Source organism: Anabaena sp. AL09, assembly GCF_001672255.1.
Taxonomy (GTDB): Bacteria; Cyanobacteriota; Cyanobacteriia; order Cyanobacteriales; family Nostocaceae; genus Dolichospermum; species Dolichospermum lemmermannii.
Genome location: NZ_LJOQ01000085.1, coordinates 1 through 19,226, shown reverse-complemented (window position 1 = coordinate 19,226; position 19,226 = coordinate 1). Strand labels below are relative to the sequence as shown.

Annotated in this window: 19 protein-coding genes; 13 read left to right on the top strand and 6 right to left on the bottom strand. The window is 39.3% G+C overall.

Going from position 1 to position 19,226, the window contains the following annotated elements; translation table 11 throughout:
- Positions 1-6: 6 nt before the first annotated feature.
- From AN490_RS16645 to AN490_RS16635, 3 genes are all read right to left on the bottom strand, one after another.
- On the bottom strand, positions 7-1,212 hold the full coding sequence (locus tag AN490_RS16645) for an ABC transporter permease (protein ID WP_300005596.1): 1,206 nt from the start codon (positions 1,210-1,212) through the stop codon (positions 7-9).
- A gap of 131 nt (positions 1,213-1,343) precedes the next feature.
- Positions 1,344-2,666, bottom strand: a complete 1,323-nt coding sequence (locus AN490_RS16640; protein ID WP_213714131.1) for an efflux RND transporter periplasmic adaptor subunit — start codon at positions 2,664-2,666, stop codon at positions 1,344-1,346.
- Positions 2,667-2,771: 105 nt separating this feature from the next.
- Positions 2,772-4,583, bottom strand: a complete 1,812-nt coding sequence (locus AN490_RS16635) for an ABC transporter ATP-binding protein (RefSeq protein WP_300005593.1) — start codon at positions 4,581-4,583, stop codon at positions 2,772-2,774.
- Between the two features lie 980 nt (positions 4,584-5,563).
- Here AN490_RS16635 and AN490_RS16630 point away from each other — a divergent pair.
- The 6 genes from AN490_RS16630 to mutT all read left to right on the top strand — a co-directional run bounded on the left by AN490_RS16630 (position 5,564) and on the right by mutT (position 12,145).
- Positions 5,564-5,935, top strand: coding sequence for a hypothetical protein (locus tag AN490_RS16630; protein WP_300005591.1), 372 nt, complete (start codon positions 5,564-5,566; stop codon positions 5,933-5,935).
- A gap of 98 nt (positions 5,936-6,033) precedes the next feature.
- Positions 6,034-7,167: a TOMM precursor leader peptide-binding protein gene (locus tag AN490_RS16625; RefSeq protein WP_300005589.1), complete on the top strand. Its 1,134-nt coding sequence runs from the start codon at positions 6,034-6,036 to the stop codon at positions 7,165-7,167.
- Between the two features lie 11 nt (positions 7,168-7,178).
- Positions 7,179-8,489: a YcaO-like family protein gene (locus AN490_RS16620; RefSeq protein WP_300005587.1), complete on the top strand. Its 1,311-nt coding sequence runs from the start codon at positions 7,179-7,181 to the stop codon at positions 8,487-8,489.
- 18 nt (positions 8,490-8,507) lie between these two features.
- Complete coding sequence (locus tag AN490_RS16615) at positions 8,508-9,245, top strand: SagB/ThcOx family dehydrogenase (protein ID WP_300005585.1); 738 nt, start codon at positions 8,508-8,510, stop codon at positions 9,243-9,245.
- A gap of 110 nt (positions 9,246-9,355) precedes the next feature.
- Positions 9,356-11,371, top strand: a complete 2,016-nt coding sequence (locus AN490_RS16610) for a family 10 glycosylhydrolase (protein ID WP_300005583.1) — start codon at positions 9,356-9,358, stop codon at positions 11,369-11,371.
- A 351-nt stretch (positions 11,372-11,722) separates the two neighbouring features.
- Complete coding sequence (gene mutT / locus AN490_RS16605; RefSeq protein ID WP_300005581.1) at positions 11,723-12,145, top strand: 8-oxo-dGTP diphosphatase MutT; 423 nt, start codon at positions 11,723-11,725, stop codon at positions 12,143-12,145.
- Between the two features lie 58 nt (positions 12,146-12,203).
- Here mutT and AN490_RS16600 read toward each other — a convergent pair whose 3' ends face one another.
- Together AN490_RS16600 and AN490_RS16595 are read right to left on the bottom strand one after the other, a co-directional pair.
- The gene (locus AN490_RS16600) at positions 12,204-12,533 is read right to left on the bottom strand and encodes a hypothetical protein (protein ID WP_300005579.1); all 330 of its coding nucleotides are present in this window, start codon (positions 12,531-12,533) and stop codon (positions 12,204-12,206) included.
- Between the two features lie 21 nt (positions 12,534-12,554).
- Positions 12,555-12,944 carry a hypothetical protein gene (locus AN490_RS16595; protein WP_300005577.1) on the bottom strand — a complete coding sequence of 130 codons (390 nt, stop codon included), beginning with the start codon at positions 12,942-12,944 and terminating at the stop codon, positions 12,555-12,557.
- Between the two features lie 333 nt (positions 12,945-13,277).
- On the opposite strand from AN490_RS16595, the gene AN490_RS16590 reads away from it, so the two are divergent.
- The 4 genes from AN490_RS16590 (at position 13,278) to AN490_RS16575 (ending at position 16,343) form a co-directional block, all read left to right on the top strand.
- Positions 13,278-14,726, top strand: a complete 1,449-nt coding sequence (locus AN490_RS16590) for an ATP-binding protein (protein ID WP_300005575.1) — start codon at positions 13,278-13,280, stop codon at positions 14,724-14,726.
- Between the two features lie 178 nt (positions 14,727-14,904).
- Positions 14,905-15,150, top strand: a complete 246-nt coding sequence (locus AN490_RS16585; protein ID WP_300005573.1) for a hypothetical protein — start codon at positions 14,905-14,907, stop codon at positions 15,148-15,150.
- A complete protein-coding gene (locus AN490_RS16580) occupies positions 15,150-15,563 on the top strand; it encodes a type II toxin-antitoxin system VapC family toxin (protein ID WP_300005571.1) in 414 nt (137 codons plus the stop codon). The genes AN490_RS16585 and AN490_RS16580 overlap by 1 nt, the downstream gene beginning before the upstream one ends.
- Positions 15,564-15,884: 321 nt before the next feature.
- A complete protein-coding gene (locus tag AN490_RS16575; protein WP_300005569.1) occupies positions 15,885-16,343 on the top strand; it encodes a CBS domain-containing protein in 459 nt (152 codons plus the stop codon).
- A 15-nt stretch (positions 16,344-16,358) separates the two neighbouring features.
- Here AN490_RS16575 and AN490_RS16570 read toward each other — a convergent pair whose 3' ends face one another.
- Positions 16,359-16,487: a hypothetical protein gene (locus AN490_RS16570; RefSeq protein WP_300005567.1), complete on the bottom strand. Its 129-nt coding sequence runs from the start codon at positions 16,485-16,487 to the stop codon at positions 16,359-16,361.
- Positions 16,488-16,512: 25 nt separating this feature from the next.
- Between AN490_RS16570 and nblB the strand changes: the two genes are divergently transcribed.
- From nblB to folP, 3 genes are all read left to right on the top strand, one after another.
- Entirely contained in the window at positions 16,513-17,175 is a 663-nt protein-coding gene (gene nblB / locus AN490_RS16565; protein WP_271822511.1) for a phycobilisome degradation protein NblB, read from the top strand.
- A 231-nt stretch (positions 17,176-17,406) separates the two neighbouring features.
- Complete coding sequence (gene tpiA / locus AN490_RS16560; RefSeq protein WP_015080065.1) at positions 17,407-18,132, top strand: triose-phosphate isomerase; 726 nt, start codon at positions 17,407-17,409, stop codon at positions 18,130-18,132.
- Positions 18,133-18,179: 47 nt separating this feature from the next.
- Positions 18,180-19,025, top strand: a complete 846-nt coding sequence (gene folP / locus AN490_RS16555; protein ID WP_300005564.1) for a dihydropteroate synthase — start codon at positions 18,180-18,182, stop codon at positions 19,023-19,025.
- Positions 19,026-19,226 lie beyond the last annotated feature (201 nt).

The window sequence follows — 19,226 nt, the reverse complement described above, 5'->3', positions numbered from 1 at the left end:
CAATAATCACCCACTTCTTAGGGCAACAATTGGGTCTAACATCGCTGCTTGTCGGGCCGGAAATACACCAAAAATCAAGCCTATACTCCCGGATATTCCCACCGCGACAACAATCGCATATAGAGGAAATTGAGGAGTCAAAGGCGTGAAGAAGGCTAACGGCATAGTTCCCCCAACTCCTACAATTATGCCCAGCAGACAGCCAGAAAGAGAGAGAATAATTGCCTCAATTAAAAACTGCGCTAAAATATCATTCTGAGTTGCCCCAACTGCCTTACGCAACCCAATTTCTTGAGTACGTTCAGTCACAGAAACTAACATAATATTCATAATACCAATTCCCCCAACTAACAAAGAAATAGCCGCAATTAAAGCTAATAATAATGACAAAACACCAGTTACCTGAACTACCAATTCTTGAAACTTCTTATTAGCAAAAACAGCCACATCATTTTTCCCATGTAGTCGAGCCAGAATATTAGTAATTTGAAAACCTGCGGCGCGAATACTATCTCTATTTTTGGCAGTCACTAAAATATAACTGAGAGGAATATCAGATATTGATCTGCGTCCCACTAACCTATTAGCAAATGTTGTGAGGGGAACAATAGCAGTTTGATCAGAATTCTCCCCACCAAATGCACCCTTTGATTGCAATAAACCAATAACTTGAAACGATATATTATTAATAAGAACTTCTTGCCCTACAGGATTTTCATCGCCGAAAAGTTTCCGACTAGTTTCTGCACCCAAAACAGTAACTTGAGCCTGTTCTTGCTGTTGTATTTGGTTAAACATTCTGCCAGTGACAAGAGTAAGATTCTGCACAGCAAGCAAATCAAACGTAGTGCCTTTAACAGTTGTTGATGTTAACTTGTTATTAAAACTAATTGACATTTTTTGCTCATCTATAGGCGCAACTTTGCTAACACTAGGAACTTGAGCCTTAATTGCTTCTGCATCTGAAAGCACCAATTGAGCATCAGGAAATTTCATGCCTTCATCATCTTCAAAAGTGCTATATACCGTCAGTTGATTTGCTCCAAACGCCTCAAGTTTACCCAACACAAGATTCTGTGCGCCCTGTCCAATCCCAATCATACTAATAACTGAAGCATTGCCAATAATTATTCCCAACATAGTTAATCCGCTACGGAGTTTATTAGCAGCGAGAGTTGCAAAAGCCATATTCACACTTTCCAGCAAATTCATAATTCATAATCCCTTCCCAGCATAAAATTACTTAATTTCTTCCTTCCTTCTTTCTTCTTCCTTCTTTCTTCGTGTTCTTCGCTCCTTCGTGGTTCATTTAATCAATATTCTTCCAGTAGAAAGAGAGTAGACTAAGATCCAGTAACACGATCAATACCATCAATTAATTGATTAGCTGGTGGCTGAATAAAAACCCGTTCACCTTCGGAAAGTCCGCCTAAAATTTGGGTTTTATCACCAGAAGTAATTCCTACCTGTACAGGATGAAATTTTGCTTGATTATCTTTATCTGGTAACAGTACACCCACCTGCCCTCCCTTCCCAGAAACCACCGCAGCCGAAGGAATAACCAAGGCATTGCGAATGTCATTCACCAAAAAAGTTAACTTCACATTTAGCCCTACCTTGAGTTTATCTTGACCCGTTGCCAAAGCAATCTTGACTCGCATAAAAGTGACATTTTCTTCCTTAACTCCTCTAGGAGCAATCAAACGGACTTTCCCTTGAAAAACTTGATCAGGAAAAGCATCAAGGCGAATTTCTACAGGCTGATTTTTCTGAATTTGCGCCATATTCACTTCGGGAACTTTAGCTTCTATTTCCAAACCACTGGATAATTCAGCAATGGAGGCACTAGTTCCCCCTTCATTGGTAGAAACAGAAGTATTTGGAGTTACGAAGTCCCCCGCTTGGGCAAAACGTCGGGTAATTAAGCCAGCAAAAGGGGCGCGAATGAAAGTATTTTCTAATTGATTTTCGTAAAATTGTAATTGGGCAGTTGCTTGAGCTACTTCAGCACCAGCTTTGGTAATTTCCTCAGTTTGATAACCGGAAAGTAGTTTTTTCACTTGTTGTTGGGCAGATATCAGACTAAATTTAGCTTGTTGTAAGTTATCCCTAGCGCTTTTTTCTTCGTTCAAGACGGCATCTAAATCATCACGGGATACTGCTCCTTGAGATGTAGGATATTGCCTGCGCTTGACTCGTTGAGAGGCTAATGCCAAGCGAGATTGAGCTTCCCTCACTTGCGCCGTGTACTTACGCACATCAGCTTGAGCGATCGCAATTTCTTCCGGTCTGTAACCCTTACGCTTTTCTTGTAATTCGGCTTTTGCCTTCCATAACAGCGCTCGATACTGATTCACCTGGGCTTGAAAGGCTTGACGCTCCATTTCTGCGATTAATTGCCCTTTTTGAACAGAACTACCTTCATCTACATAGAGTTTGGCAATTCGACCGGCTTCTCTTGGGCTAATATTAATTTTGCGAACTGGTTGGACAACTCCATTGGTTTTAATTTTAATGTTTAAGTTGCTGGTAGTGACAGGGACTGTCAAATCTGTAATATCATTTTTGCTTGGTTGATACCAATGGCTGAAGTAAGCAATACCCATTCCAGATAAACCAAATGCAGTCAGCCCAATTAGCCAAGGAATCGGATTTTTGATCTTCATAGCTGATGTGTACCTTGCATACTGAGGAATCTAAAACTTTGCGTCTTTGCTCCTTTGCGTCTTTGCGCGAAACATAATTCTGTGCAGCCTCAGATAACATTGGTATTACACCCCATATTGTTCTACCTGCATATTCCAAAGCGCGGTATATTCTCCTCCCAGTTGTAAAAGTTCTTGATGAGTACCATCCTCAATTAAATGACCATCTTTGAGGACTAAAATCCGGTCAGCCATTCGCACCGAGGCTAATCTGTGGGTAATCAGAATGGTAGTTTTGCCTTCCGCTAGTTCCACAAACCGCAGGTAAAAATCACACTCGCTGCGGGGGTCAAGGGCTGCGGTAGGTTCATCCAAAAGTAGTAATTGGGCTTCTTTGCGAACAAAAGCACGAGCTAGAGCTAATTTTTGCCACTGTCCTCCAGAAAGTTCTGTACCGCCAAACTGTTTACCCAATTGTGTATCTTCCCCACTGGGAAAATCATCAACTAGTTTGACGATATCGGCTTTTTCTACTGCATATCTAAGAATCTCTCGATGTTCTAACGCTGCTAAATTTCCTAATGCAATATTTTCGCCCAAGGTGAGTGAGTAATGGCCAAAGTCTTGGAAAACCCCCGCAATTTGCCGCCGCCACTGTTCTAAATTTAAATCTCTCAGGTCTATCCCATCAACGATAATCCGTCCTGTGGTGGGGTCGTAGAGCCTCGTTAATAGCTTGACTAGGGTGGTTTTACCTGCGCCATTTTCGCCAACGATAGCGACTGTTTGTCCTGGGTAAAGTGTAAAAGAAATGTCCTTGAGTGCTAATCTACCATCTGGATAGTGAAAATCAACTTGCTCAAAAGTAATACCTGCACGAATCGGAGTGGGGATTTTTTCTCCGGGTATGTTCAATACCATGGGGGTAGGACTGTCGAGAAAGTTGAAAAACTGCTGCATATAAATAATATTCTCGAACAAATCCAACCAATGACTGACAAGTCTAAATAAACTATTCTGGAAGTAAGTTAATGATTGTACGAACAGAAGTACACTTCCTGGGCTTAACAGTCCTCTAAAGGCTTGTTTGACTACCCAATAGAAAGAAAATCCGTTTCCTAATGTACTCAAAATAGCTAAACTAGATGACCAAAATGCTTGTTTACCTCGCAAATGACGCATGGATTGATGTAACGATTGAAATGCTTGTCCGTAAAGCTGCATGAAAAATGCACCTAGCTGAAATAATCTAACTTCTTTGGCATAGGTGTCAGTCAGCATTAAAGAGGTGTAATACTGCATTTTTCGGGCTTGAGGACTGTTTTCAAATAAAGTGATCCAAATCTCTCTACCATATTGGGAAGAAACTACTATTTGGGGTATAGTAGCGATCGCAATTACCAATGGTATCCAAAAAGCCAGGGGAATCAATAGCCCAATTACTACGATTAAAGTAATCAATGAGCGACTTAATTCCACCAAGTTCTCAACTAAGTTTAAGGGTTTATAGCTAACTTGTTGTTGCAGAATTTGTAACTCATCATAAAATTCAGCATCTTCAAAACGGCTCAAGTCGGCAAAACTATCAGCTTTTCGCATTAATAATAAACTAATATGCGCCGCTAATTTATCATTGAGATTTCCTTGAAGTGCCAATATCCAAGGATAGAGAAGGTTTTCTAATAGCAAAGCTCCCACCCATGCTGCTACCAAATACCACAAAATTGAATCATCTAATGCTTGACCAGTTGTTAAGGCTGTAGCCACAGTATCTACTACCAGTTTGGTAATCCAAACACTAACCCCAGGAAGAAACCCTTGCAATAAAGTCACAGCAATTAAAAACACCATTTCTTGAGGTGCTGCTGTCCATAATAAGGGTAAAGAACGAAATAAAATTCTAGTGTAGTCTCCAGCCCAAACTCTTAAATCGCTCATTAATTAAACCTGAATTTTTATAAAGGGTTAGATAATTCTCTGATTTCCAAAAGTTTGATATTTTCTGAGTAATAACTAGATTTATCACTTGAGAGAGTTTATTTTTCAAGAATCAAATTTTATCCTTTTCCAACTTAACCAGCAATCAGTCGCTGCAAAGTTGATCAGGAATTTTTTCGGATTCTGCTATCTATTACTTTAATATTCTACTTTTGAAAAATTTTGTTCTCCACTTCTTAGGGATGAATATTTCAAAAATTTTCAAATGTCTGTTGTTCAGAATTTTCACGGATATCAAAACAGCCTAGAACCAATATAACCTCGATCATTAAAGGATGATCAGATATTTTATTTGCTATTTTTAGATAAATCCTGAAAAGTAATCAAGTCTGATAACCTTACTAAAGGAGTAATTATAAAGAAATAGAGCTACGCTTTTAAATCGGTCATAAGCATTATTTTAAATTCGCTTTAACTATAAAATTATTCTATGTTACAAGAATTCTCATTCACCATTAGCACAATTTCATAAATTGATTCCTCCTCTATCAAAAGATAAAATAATACTACTTAAGAAAGAAGAAAATTATCTAGAAAAAGATATTCTTGTAAGAATCGGATAAGCAAACAAAGACATAATTGGCGACTCTGAAAAGAGCAATTTTCATAAAAGACAAGGTTTTACAGAATATAAATCCCATCTGATAGTTCTCCACACTAATCAGAAAGTGGTTTTGCTCTTTTGTGGACTAATACCGCAGGGCGGAATTAAAAATTAACAATTAAAAATTAAAAAAGCAGATTGTATAAGCTTTTTATGAATCTTTAATGGTTAGTTGACTTACGCCGTTGTGGACTAGTGTAATTTTGAAGAATTTGTGAAAACTGGTTGATTTAAAAACATCATTCCAGCTTTCTATCAACTCGAATAGAGATTTGCAAACAGGTTATTAAATTTAAGTTGAAAGGAGTAGGTGACAATGCTTGCAGAAAAAACACTCGACCAACCAATATATGTAGAAATGCGTTTGGTAGATCAAGCAGACAAACTAGAAAGACTTCTGTTGTCTGAGGAGGAAATAGCAGCTTTAGAAAAATTAGCAATATCGGGAGAATTCGACTCTGAAACCACCCAAAGATGGTTTGCTAATTGGGGTGGTGGTGGTGGTGGTGGTGGATGTGGACACTGTAGACACTGTAGACACTGTAGACATTGTAGACATTGCAGACACTGTAGACATTGCGGCGGTGGCGGTGGATGTGGTGGTGGTGGTGGATGTGGTGGTGGTGTTGGTCATGCAACAGTATCAGGTGTATTGGAGGACACTGATGAAATTGGATTTGGATACTAACTAAACCTAGAGAAATAACAGAATGTAGAGACGTTACATGGAACGTCTCTACATCTAGAAAACGCACTGACAAGCATTCAATTCCTAAAACCAATTTTATGAAATTAAATGATGGTAAGCGGTTACGGCTACTAGAACACGTTGTTATTAACGTGATGCCGGCAGATTGTAGTGGCGAAGAAAGTATGATATTTAATACAACACGACGAACCCTGAGAGTCCAGGGTCAAGCTCTGCATAATGTAGAAAACATTGTTTTACCTTTACTAGACGGCTCTCGAACCATAGGAGAAATCCGCAATGCAATTGGCGAACAATTGACAGATTCTTCCCTCAATCAATGTTTAGAGTTTTTGATGGACAATCGCCTAGTAGAAGAGCCTCTAGAAAATACAGATGATTTAGATAGTCGTGCTTATTTACTTCCTCAAATCAGCCTTTATCATGAATTAGGCTTTGACCAAAAAGATGCTCGAAAAAACTTAGCCAATGCGAGGATTGCTGTTTTTGGACTGGGAGGTTCGGGACTGATAGCAGCAATTAACCTAGCTACTGCTGGGATTGGTTTTGTCCGTTTGTGTGATGATGCCTGTATCCTGCCGGCGGATTCCCTGATGATGTCAGGTTCGGGATTGAATAAAATTGGCACTTTTCGCAGTGTGGAAGCAGCGCGACAGATTGAGTCCATTGGCGGAATCACCGAGGCTGAGATTGTCACAGATGGTTTAAATGACGACGCAACCATCAATTCTTTGCTGGAGGACGTTGACCTTGTAATTGTCGCTACTGATGCCGTATCTGTGAATCTAGCCTATCGTCTGAACAGACTATGCCTGAAGATGCAGCGCCCATTACTACCCGGTGGAGCGGCTGGGGTTGAGGGAACTGTCGGTCCGCTGGTTTTTTCCCAGGACAAACCCTGTTATCTATGCTATCGAATGCGGTCTATGGCTTGTTCCAAGTTTCCAGAGGCGGAATTGGCGGTTGAACAGTTGCTCAACCGAGAACGACGTTCTCAACCAAGGCTACGGGAAAATTTACCGATAGGTCAGATGTTGGTGGGTAGCTATTTAGCTCTTGAGGCTGTGAAAATGATGCTCGGTTTGGCGATCGCTACTGACGGAAAACTACTACATATAGACTTACTTGGCACAAAACTTACTCATAACGTTGTCCTCAAAAAACCAGGTTGTCCCCATTGTTCAGTCAAGATAGGGAACGGAAAAAGATAGGAGAGAACACAGTGAATACAGCGATTGCACGTCCCCGTTGGCAAGATCTAGTCAGCCCCCATACTGGCGTTATCCGCTCCTTAGATAGATTCACCAAGCCTTATACAGAGTTCGATTTTCCCGTTTTGTGGCAAGCCGAATTAGCCAATTTTCAGCTTCGTAAACAGTCTGATGATTTACGCTACGGTGTCGGTAGGGGCATGACAGATGAACAAGCCATTTTTGGGGCTGTGGGCGAAGCTATAGAAAGATACTGCGGTGGTATTGTTGATTATCGGCAAATAATTGTTAGTAGCTACGAAGAATTAGGTAATCGTGCCGTCCCTTCGACCGTTTTTTCTCCTTTTTCTGACCAACAATACTCTCACCCAACTTTCCCTTTCCCGGCCTTTAATCCCACAACGCAGACTTCGTGGATGAATGCCCTTTCCTTAACCAGTAAGCAACAGGTTTTAGTTCCAGCCTTCTTGGTTTATTTAGACTGGGGTGGCGACCAACCAGGAGATCATATTTTACCTATTAGTTCTAACGGTATGGCTAGTGGACCATCTTGGGAGTTTGCTGCCTACCGGGGTTTGTGCGAATTAATTGAGCGTGATGCTTTCATTATTACCTGGTTAAATCGCCTCCCTGCCCCACGCATCTATTTTGACCACCTACCAGGAATTGAGACGGAAATTGCTCGCCACTACGCCCGATTTGGCATTGAGTTAGTTGTCTTCGAGTTAACTACTGATATTCAAGTCCCGGTTTTCATGGCCATGTTAATTGACCGTTCGGGCAAAGGTCCCGCTGTGTCCACTGGTATGGGATGTCATCTTGATGCACCAACGGCTTTCCACAAGGCAGTTTTTGAAGTTTGTCAAGCTCGCTTTGGTGACATAGAACGGATGAAAACTGGCGCTGGGGCTAATCTCCATCAATATAGTGATATTCAGAATTTAGATGATCACAACGCTTTTTTTTACACGACGGCTCGGCTAGGTGAGTTGGATTTTCTATTTCACCATGACCAATCTTGCCAAGTTGAATATTTACCAACTTACGAATCTGAGTCTGAAGCAGAGAATTTGCAATCAGTAGTTGCCAAGTTAAATTCAGTAGGTGTTGAACCTTATGTAGTGGAAATTACTGCCCCTGATATCGCCTCTCTTGGTTTTCGAGTGGTGCGGACTTTAGCCAGTGAAATAGTCCCTATATATTTTGGTTATGGACAAGAACCACTGGGGACTCGGCGGTTATTCGAGGTCCCAGAAAGGTTGGGTTATGGTGGCCGACGGACTAAAAATGACTTAAATCCCTGCCCACATCCTATGGCTTAAAACGAGGAAATTAGCACAATGCACACAGCCAATGAACCTCTGGAGTTAGCTCTTCTCTATCATTTAAACTCTCCAGTCCCTAAAAGTTATGTTAAGCGGGTTCCGGCTACTGAACTGCGATATCTGCCAGAAGCTCCTTTTCTGGAATTGCCAAAAGCACCACGTGATAACCCGCTGTCTGAGCTTTTAGCGCGACGTACTTCTGTCCGATCATTTGAGCGTCAGGTAATGCCACTTGTCGCCTTAGCTCAACTGCTCGACTCAGGATGTGGACTCAACGGACTGCGGGAAGTGGATGGTCAATGCTATGAGGCTCGTAACTCTCCTTCTGCGGGGGGACTTTATCCCCTGGAGGTGTTCGTATCCACACAAGCGGTAGCAGGTTTGGTTAGCGGACTATATCACTATGAACCTCGCGGACACGGGTTACATTGGGTAAATGATGCAGTCCCAACAGATTTTGTAGAACCATTATTGCAGCAAGATTACATTCTCAATGCCAATGCTCTGTTTGTATTCACATCGGTTTTTATGCGCTCAATGGGCAAATATGGGGCGCGGGGCTACCGCTTTGCTCTTTTAGAAGCTGGTCATCAAGCCGAAAATATCTGCTTAATGGCTGGGCAATTGGGGCTGGACAGTCTTTGTATTGGTGGATTTCATGATCTGGGTTTAAATGCTATGTTGGGTATTGATGGAGAACGTCATGCTGCTCTTTATTGTGTTGCTGTCGGGACTGGTCAAAAAGAACTTTAAAAGATGCTGCTGCTGTTAATTCTACAAGGTGGGATTTATTTCCAACTTTGAAATAAACAAAGATTACCAATTATAATGGCTTATGGGGGAAAAAAAAATTTAACAAAGGTATGGTATCTACTCCTATAAGATTCTCGGATATTCAAGGTCATTGGTCCCAAGGGTTTATTGAAGCTTTAGCAGCACGGCGAATTCTCAGTGGGTATTCTGATGGAACTTATCGCCCTAATAACTCTGTGACTCGTGCTGAATTTGCAGCTATTATCGCTGCAATTTTTTCCCTGCCTGTCAAACGGGAATATGTACCTTTTGTAGATGTTCCCCAGACGCATTGGGCGATAAACGCGATTAAAAAGGTCTATGAAACTGGATTTTTAACGGGTTATCCAAATCGGCGGTTTGGGATAGATGAAGGTATTGCTAGAGGTGATGCTTTAGTAGCAATGGTCAATGGCTTAGAACTTGCTGGTCAAGTTGACCTAGATTTAGTAAGTAAACTAGCAGAAATTTATCAAGATGGATCTTTAATTCCTTACTATGGGATTAATCAAGTCGCGTTAGCAACTCGTGCTGGTTGGGTAGTTAGTTATCCGAACAGAAAAATACTTAATTACAAAACAGCCGCTACTCGTGCAGAAGTCGCAGTAATGGTTTATCAGGCTTTAGTATATTTAGAAAAAGCGGAAAAAATCCCGACTGATTATATTGTTGTTCCTCCAACCATCCCTAAACCTACCACTGCTCATACTGTTAAGCTAAATCATCGGCGGGAATTTCGGGGGGCTTGGGTTGCGTCTGTATGGAATAGTGATTGGCCTTCTCGACCGGGACTGGCTGTGGAACAGCAAAAAGCGGAATTATTAGCGATTATTAAACAGTTACAAGCTTTGAATTTCAATGCTTTAGTTTTGCAGGTAAGACCAGAAGGTGATGCTTTATATGCTTCGGAATTAGAACCTTGGAGTGCTTGGATAACGGGAACTCAGGGAAAAGCCCCATCACCATTTTATGATCCTTTGGAGTTTGCGATCGCCGAATGTCATCAACGCAATATTGAATTACACGCTTGGTTTAATCCTTATCGTGCTAGAGCAAATAGTCGAGTTTCTACCGTTCGTCCCCACATTGCAGTTACAAACCCCGAAGTTGTTTATCAATGGGGTACTCAACAATGGATGGACCCCGGTGCAAAAATCGTTCAGGACAGAGCATACAACGTCATTATTGATGTTGTCCGTCGTTATGATTTAGATGCTATTCATTTAGATGATTATTTTTACCCCTATCCCATATCTGGTCAACCTTTTCCTGATCATAAAACCTACGCAGCATATCAAACCAGTGGGGGTAAACTAAATATAGAAGATTGGCGACGCGAAAACGTCAATCAAATGGTATTGCGACTTTCTCAAGGAATTAAAGCCACCAAACCTCATGTAAAGTTTGGAATTAGTCCCTTTGGTATTTATCGTTCTGGAGAACCTGGGGGAATTGTCGGTTTAGATGCCTACAGTGTCCTCTATGCAGATTCTAAAAAATGGTTACAGCAAGGCTGGATAGATTATATTGCTCCTCAACTCTACTGGCGTACTGACCAAACCAAACAAGCCTATCAAACTTTACTGCAATGGTGGACCGAAATCAATACTAAACAGCGTCACATCTATGCAGGTAATAATCTCGGACAATTAGATGGTAAGGAATGGAAAAATAGCGAAATTGCCAAGCAAATTCAGATTTCTCGGAATTTAGCAGGTAATTTGTCTTTAGGTAATATCTTTTTTAGTATGACTGGCATTCAGGAAAATCGCCAAGGCATCGCTGACCAATTTAAAACCTATTATCCCACACCTGCCTTAATTCCCACTATGTCATGGCAAAGTTCCATTACGCCACCACCTCCCAAAAACCTCAAGTTTATGGATGGTAAATTAAACTGGGAAGCAGGAGATGATCAACCTGTGCGTTCTTGGACTCTGTATTTGCAAAATAGCAATAATTGGCTAATTCAACGCATTTTATCCGCTGGTACTACCTTTGCGACAGTTCTACCAGGAACTTATGCAGTCTGTGCTGTGGATAGATTAGGGAATGAAAGTGCAGGTATGATGATTACCGTAACTTGATAATTAGCAAGTTGGGTTTTCTCGTGTCAACCCAACTACTTTTTAACTTATGGTTTTTTCCAAAACCTATAAGTTTTTTCAATCAGATTTTCAAAAAAAAGCGCATTCCTCTCTATTGTCAATAATCTTGAGAATATTCTCAATAATTGCCCCTAAAAACGTTCATTTCCGGACTTGATATTCTCAACTATTTTTTTTACAATAATTTTGATTATGATCCAACGGGTGTTTTTTATTTAATTTATTAACACATCAAACTAACATTTAGCAAAATTCTCAAAATAAATATAAACTCGGTAGATATATAATTAGTCTACTGAGTTTTTTTATTTATTGGTACTGAGTAATTATATGAATGAAAGTAGTTCTTCTATTCCTCATAAAATTATTGGTGTTGCTGTTATTTGGAATGACCAAAAACAGATTTTAATTGATAGACGACTTCCTACAGGGACAATGGGTGGTTTATGGGAATTTCCAGGGGGGAAAATTGAAGTTGGTGAAACTATTCAAGAATGTATTAAACGAGAAATTTCGGAAGAGTTGGGTATAGAAATTGTAGTTGGAGAACATCTGATTACTATTGACCACACTTATGCCCATTTGCGGGTGACTTTGACAGTTCATCATTCTCAACATTTAGCGGGTGTTCCTCAAACCATAGAATGTGATGAAATTCGCTGGGTAAGTTTGGATGAATTGGATAATTTTACTTTCCCAGAAGCCAATGGGGAAATTATTGCGGCTTTGAGGAAATATCATCAGGAGAATTGATAAATTAGATAGTTATTAGGAAGGGTTTAGCAATGCTAAACCCCTACGAAATCTGAATTTAATTATCAATTTTGATTTTAACAAAAACCTGTTCCTTGGCATTTTTGACATTTGGATAATCTGCGTGAACCATAAGAGGATGTTTGAAAATTACGGAATACCACTTTTCAAACACCCTCTTAGCACTTAGTTCTGCTCTAATGAAATCTTTGGATTGACAAGCCTCGGAAATCGTTTTGATATATCCGCTTTCAACATCATAAAGAGTTCTTTTTGCTCGGTCACTGGTGAGTTCATTTTCTGATGCTGAAGCAAGGCGATCGCATTGAGCAATCGCCTGAGAATCATGATTCAAAGCCGGAGAATCATGAATTTTTATCGTCCGCAATACCAAGAATACGGGTTGTATCTATCTTCCCAACTGTGGGAGATTGTATTTTCCGCATTGCCAAGAAACCGGTTCGCGATCCTCATCATAATCATGAGATCTAAGAACAAAAATCCCATTGCCTTTCTTTTTCATACAAGAACTCAAGTCAATTCGATTCTTATTTATTCGTCCATTAGGCAGACGTTCGGCGCAAGCCCAGTCATACGTAGTTCTACCGTCAGGCTTTATCGACGCAGTCCCGTTTAGTAGATGATACATATATTTATAGCAGTCGCTTACAGTTGGTAAACTAGGATCAGGATCAATAGGATTAGCTAAAGCGGATGAAATTGAGCCGATACCAATGGAAGATGCGAATGCAACTCCAGCGGTTGCTGCAACTGCTTTGATAAAACGGTTTAGATTCATAAGTCTCTCTTTTGTTAACTTTGATTTATCGCTCAACACTGGGTTGTGTTTTGCAATAAATTGATTAGAACACTGATCTCAATTGACGTACACCCACGTATTCCCTTATTTATACTGAGAGAATTTTGATTTTGCATCGGATTCCCTCAAATTGCCCTGAGATTGCCCTAAAATAAACGGTAAATTAGCGATCGCAGCCAAGCACCAGGTGGTATAATTCGATCAGGAAAATTAGCACCTGTATTGAAATTGTGAGATTTTCAACTGAATCACCTAAGTAAGTAGACGAAAATAAATCAAAGTTGATTAATAGAGTTTAAGGAGGGTATTTTGATGGACTGGGCTGAGTTTATAAAAGAAATTGCACGTCAAAAATTACATAAAGAGGTGCATCGGTTGACTTTTATTGAAATATTTGGAGACAACGAATCACCAACAATAGATAAAACAATAGAGGGTCATTTGAAAGGAATATACGCACTCTTTGAGGCAGAATGTTCAGCACTTATAAATCCAAAAAGAGGCAAAAAGGAAATATTAAGGAAACATTTGCAAACTCTATATGCAAGTCAGAAAGATGCTGGTGAAATTAGCGATCGCAGTGACAGCATCTTTTCCCTTAATACATCTAACAAGCAAGACACCCATACTCAGGAATATGATCCTAACTTCGTAGGTCGGGAAAGTGCGATCGCTACACTAATTGCTAAACTTAGCGGAGATTGTCGAGTATTAATACTTACTGGGATAACTGGCATTGGTAAAACTGCTTTCGCTGGCCGATTGACAGCAGAATTACTAAGGAATTTCCCTGAATCTATTAAAATCAATTTTGACCATTACCAAGATACAGATTTTGCCAGTGTAGCGGCTTTCATCCTCACCAATTCAGGCGAAATACTCACACCAGAAGACCGCAACGATTCACAGCTATTGTTTAACTGGATAGTTACCCGCTTAGAAAATAATCCCTATTTGCTGGTGATTGACTCTTTGGAATTCATCCTCAAAGGAAATGGTGATTTTCACGATGAGTATTGGGAAAAGTTCTTTAATTATTTGCTGTCTGCAAACTCTTGTAAAAGTAGAATTATCATTACTTCTCAGGATTTACCGCAGGAATTATATATTATTGGCTCGCGTTATCCGACTTATTGGCATTGTGAACCGCTGAAAGGATTTAATGATATAGAGCAATTAGAATTTTTTAAACAAGCTGGGCTAAATATTGGCACAGATTCAGATAAGTCAGATAGTAGAACCTATCTAAAACGAATTGGTGCTGCTTATGAAGGACATCCCTTAGCATTGAGAGTAATTACTGGAGAAATAACCAGTCATCCTTTTTATGGAAGTATTGTAGCTTACTGGAAAAAATATAGACATGAAGTAGAAAAAGTTGAACAAAGTCAGAAAGAAGAAAAAGCTAAATCAGATCATGATGAGATGAGGCTAGATAGATATACTAGCAGTTTGCAAATGGCTGTAAAAAAGCGTGTTGAAAAGACGTTTAAGAGACTAGCTAATGATGTGCCAAATGCTTATTTTATGCTTATATTTGGCTCTGTTTATTCCTATCCAGTAGGAGAGAATTTTTATTTTAATACTTTGGAAACTTTGGGTTTAGAGGAAGAAGATAAATATGCAGTGTTAAATACATTACGTGATCGTTATCTAATCGAAGAAATGATTGATGATAATGATGATTATTTATTGAGACAACATAATTTAATTCGTACTGTAGCTTTAGAACACCTTAAAAAGTCGAAAAATGGAAAATAAGCATGACGAATAACTTTAATGAAGTAGAGTTAAAAACTCAACAACCTTTAGAAACAATTGATTTCACACAATCTGGAGAATTAGATGGGTTAATTTAGCATAGTAAGTACCGAAGAGCCAAAAATATTTTTCGAGAAATTAGTAGTATAATAACAAAAGATATTAAGGAGCTAATTATATGCAAATAAAACTTAAATCAAAAGTTGATGCAGAAGGTAAATTATTTCTACAACTTCCCCAACAATTAGCTAATCAAGAATTAGTAATTATTATTACTGATTCTTCCGAACAAACAATACCAACACCAGAAGAATTAGGATATCCTGCTGATTTTTTTGATAAAACTGCTGGAAAATGGGAAGGTGAAGTTTTAGTTAGAGAAAATTTAGTTGATTGTGATCAAAGAATTTGGGATATTGAATAATGATTTACTTGTTAGATACTAATACCTGTATTCAATATTTAACCGGACGTAGTGAAAATGTAATTAATAAATTTAAAACTACTCATCGTGAAAATATTTATTTGTGTGATGTTGTCAAAGCAGAATTATACTATGGAGCTTGTCGTAGTGTAAAAAAAGAGCAAAATTTAGCTTTATATGAGTTATTTTTCTCTCAATATATCAGCTTACCTTTTGATGGAAAAGCAGCTAAAATTTATGGTGAAATCCGTTCTCAACTATCAAAATTAGGCACTCCTATCGGTGCTTATGATTTTCAAATTGCTGCTATTGCATTAGCTAACAATCTTATTTTAGTAACTCATAATACTAGAGAATTTCAAAGAGTTAAAAATCTACAACTTGAAGATTGGGAAGTACAGTATTTGCAGTAATATTAGTTCCTGATTTTAGGAGAATCATATCTATACTCAGCACAAAATAATAACTTGATGGCTTTACAGAAGCTTTTGGAGGCAATATTCAATAAATGGTAAATTAGTTGATGCGATCTCTGTACGTGGAGATATTTATGGTTTTAATTAATTAAAAATTTAGGCTTTTATGGTACAATGGCATTGCTAAAAATGCTTTTTAAACAAAAACAACGTTTATTTTTAAAATGAAAAGTAACAATCTATTAACTGTATTTTATTTGTTACCAATAATTTCCTACAATAGTTAAAAAGACTTTTATAAAAGGTGCAAGTAAAAAAATGTCTAAAACCGTTGCTGATGTGATGAGTCGTGATCCTATCCTCGTCCGTCCTCAAACTCCCTTAAAAGAAGCTATCCAAATTCTGGCAGAAAAACGAATTAGCGGTTTACCTGTAATTGATGACGCAGGTAAATTAGTCGGAATTATCTCAGAAACAGATTTGATGTGGCAAGAAACTGGTATAACTCCCCCTGCATATATCATGATTTTGGATAGTGTGATTTATTTACAAAATCCTGCTACTTATGAACGAGATTTACATAAAGCTTTAGGACAAACAGTACGGGAAGTTATGAGTAAAAATCCCCTAACTATTTCTCCTGATAAACCATTAAGAGAAGCTGCAAAACTAATACAAGAACACAAAGTTCATCGTCTCCCAGTCCTTGACAATGCGGGTAAGGTAATTGGTATTCTAACTCGTGGTGATATTATTCGCACTATGGCCGCAGAGTAGCAAAGGAGAGAAATATTATCTGACAACTAACAACTGTACGGGCGAAGCCGCCCCTACTAACAACTGTACGGGCGAAGCATTTGGAGAACTATTTTTGGCAATGACCGATAATTTATCTTCCAAATGCTTCGCCCCTACTGACAATTGACAATTGACAAAGGACAATTAAATGAGTGTGTCTGCTGATAGTATAAGAGAATTACTGCGTTCTGACAATTTAGGCGATCGCTTGCGTGCAGTCAATCAAATTCGGGAACTAGAACCACAAATCGGTTTAGAATTAGTACAAACTGCCATCCTTGACAGCAGTGCGCGTGTGCGTTATTCGGCCGTAAGTCAAATGGATACCCTGGGAACACAGGATTTACCATTATCCTTGAATATCCTCCGGGGTTTACTTCATGATCCAGAAGCAGATGTTCAAGCAGCCGCAGCAGACTGTTTAGGTGCGCTGAAATTACATGACGCTTTTGAAGACTTACAACAGCTTTACCAAGAAACACCAGAATGGCTGGTACAGTTTAGCATTATTGCGACATTAGGAGAATTAGGAGATCCGCGAGCCTTTGAATTGCTTACCCAAGCACTTGCTTCCGATAATGGCTTAATTCAAACTGCGGCCATTAGTTCCTTTGGTGAATTGGGAGATCCAACAGCAGTTCCTCTCCTAGTTCCATACAGCACTAATCCAGATTGGCAAGTACGTTACAGAGTAGTACAAGCTTTAACTCGTTTGGGTAGTGATGAAGCTAAATCTATTCTAGCAACCTTGGTAAATGACGAAGTAGAGGCGATCGCCAAAGAAGCAAAAGCTGGTTTACAGTTAGTTTAATTTAGTAGTTGCGTTTACGTAATCAAGCGCAACTGCTCACCTAATTTTAGCAAATAGCTAAATTTTTGATTGATACAAAAACTCTATCTAAGTTAAAAAACCAACCATCAGCCTATATTACTACTGACGACTATTTCTGTGAGTCAGTGAATTCTGCTTAGTGAATAGTCCTAAAAAAGTAGTACATTGAAAAGTGCATCTAGTAGCATTAAAATCTTGATTAAATCACCTGTGCGGAAAATCGTTATTGCTGGAAACTGGAAAATGTTTAAAACCCAGGCAGAATCCGCAGAATTTTTAAGCGGATTTTTGCCTCACCTGGAGGAAACCCCCTCAGAACGAGAAGTGGTATTATGTCCTCCCTTCACCGACTTAAGCCTGCTGTCCAAATCTTTACATGGTAGCCGTGTAAATTTGGGCGCGCAAAACGTCCACTGGGAAGAACATGGAGCATATACAGGCGAAATTGCTGCCCCCATGCTCACGGAAATTGGTGTGCGCTTTGTCATTGTTGGACACAGTGAAAGACGGCAATTCTTCGGAGAAACTGACGTAACTGTCAATCTCCGTCTTAAAGCCGCCCAAAAGCATGGACTCACACCCATTCTTTGCGTTGGGGAAACTAAACAACAACGAGACGCAGGGGAAACAGAATCAATAATTAGCAACCAATTAAAAAAAGACTTGGTAGATATTGATCAAACTCACCTAATTATTGCTTATGAACCAATTTGGGCAATTGGTACTGGTGATACCTGTGAATCCAAGGAAGCAAATCGGGTAATTGGCTTAATTCGCAGTCAATTAACTAATCCCCTAGTTCCTATCCAATATGGCGGTTCAGTCAACCCGAATAATATTGATGAAATTATGGCACAACCAGAAATTGACGGCGCTCTCGTTGGTGGCGCTAGTCTAAAAGCTGATAGTTTTGCCAGAATTGTCAACTATCAATAATGGGGATTGGGGATTGGGGATACATCAATTAAAAGTTAAAAAATTTCATGTCTAACAACTTAACTATCCGAGATCACTGTTTTACCTGGGGAAAGCGGACTTATCTCATGGGAATTTTGAATGTCACCCCGGATAGTTTTAGTGATGGTGGTAAATTTAACACCACCTCAGCGGCTTTAACCCAGGCACAAGCAATGGTTTCGGCTGGTGCTGATATCATTGATATTGGTGGACAATCAACCCGTCCAGGGGCAGAACAAATATCCCTAGAAGCAGAACTTGAGCGGGTGCTATCTGTCTTGGAGTTGCTACGTCCAGTTATTGATATTCCTATTTCTATAGATACAACTAGAGCAGAAGTAGCTAAAGCAGCAATTATCGCTGGAGCAGATATAGTTAATGATATTTCTGCTGGAACATTTGACCCCCAAATGTTGCCAACTGTGGCTGGTTTAAATGTGCCGATTGTGTTAATGCACATCCGAGGAACTCCCCAAACTATGCAAAAATGTACTGATTATGAAGATCTAATTGCTGATATTTATCAATTTTTATCTCAGAAAATTACCGAAGCTACACTTTTGGGAATTGACAAAAATAAAATAATTATTGATCCTGGTATTGGTTTTGCTAAAAACCATGAGCAGAATTTAGAAATTTTTCGCCGCTTAAAATCACTAAAAACACTTAATTCTCCAATTTTGGTGGGAGCATCTCGTAAGAGTTTTATAGGTAATATTCTTAATCAACCAGATCCGAAATTGCGAGTTTGGGGAACAGCCGCAGCCTGTTGTGCAGCGATTTTTAATGGTGCAGATATCCTCCGAGTTCACGATGTTCAAGAAATGCAACAAGTTACTTTAGTAGCAGATGCCATTTATCGTGAAGGTTAGGAGTCAGGAACAAGAAAGAATATAGAACCAGAAAAAGGGGTTGATGTTTAGAGGTTGTTTGATAGCGAAGCGTGGCGTTAGCCATAAAGTATTAGATGAAACCCATAATCTGTGAACTACCCACACTGACCTGACGGTACAGTGTGGGCTTCCTGCCCAACAGAAAGCACAGTAGTAGACTTCTTTCGTCCTCTATTACTG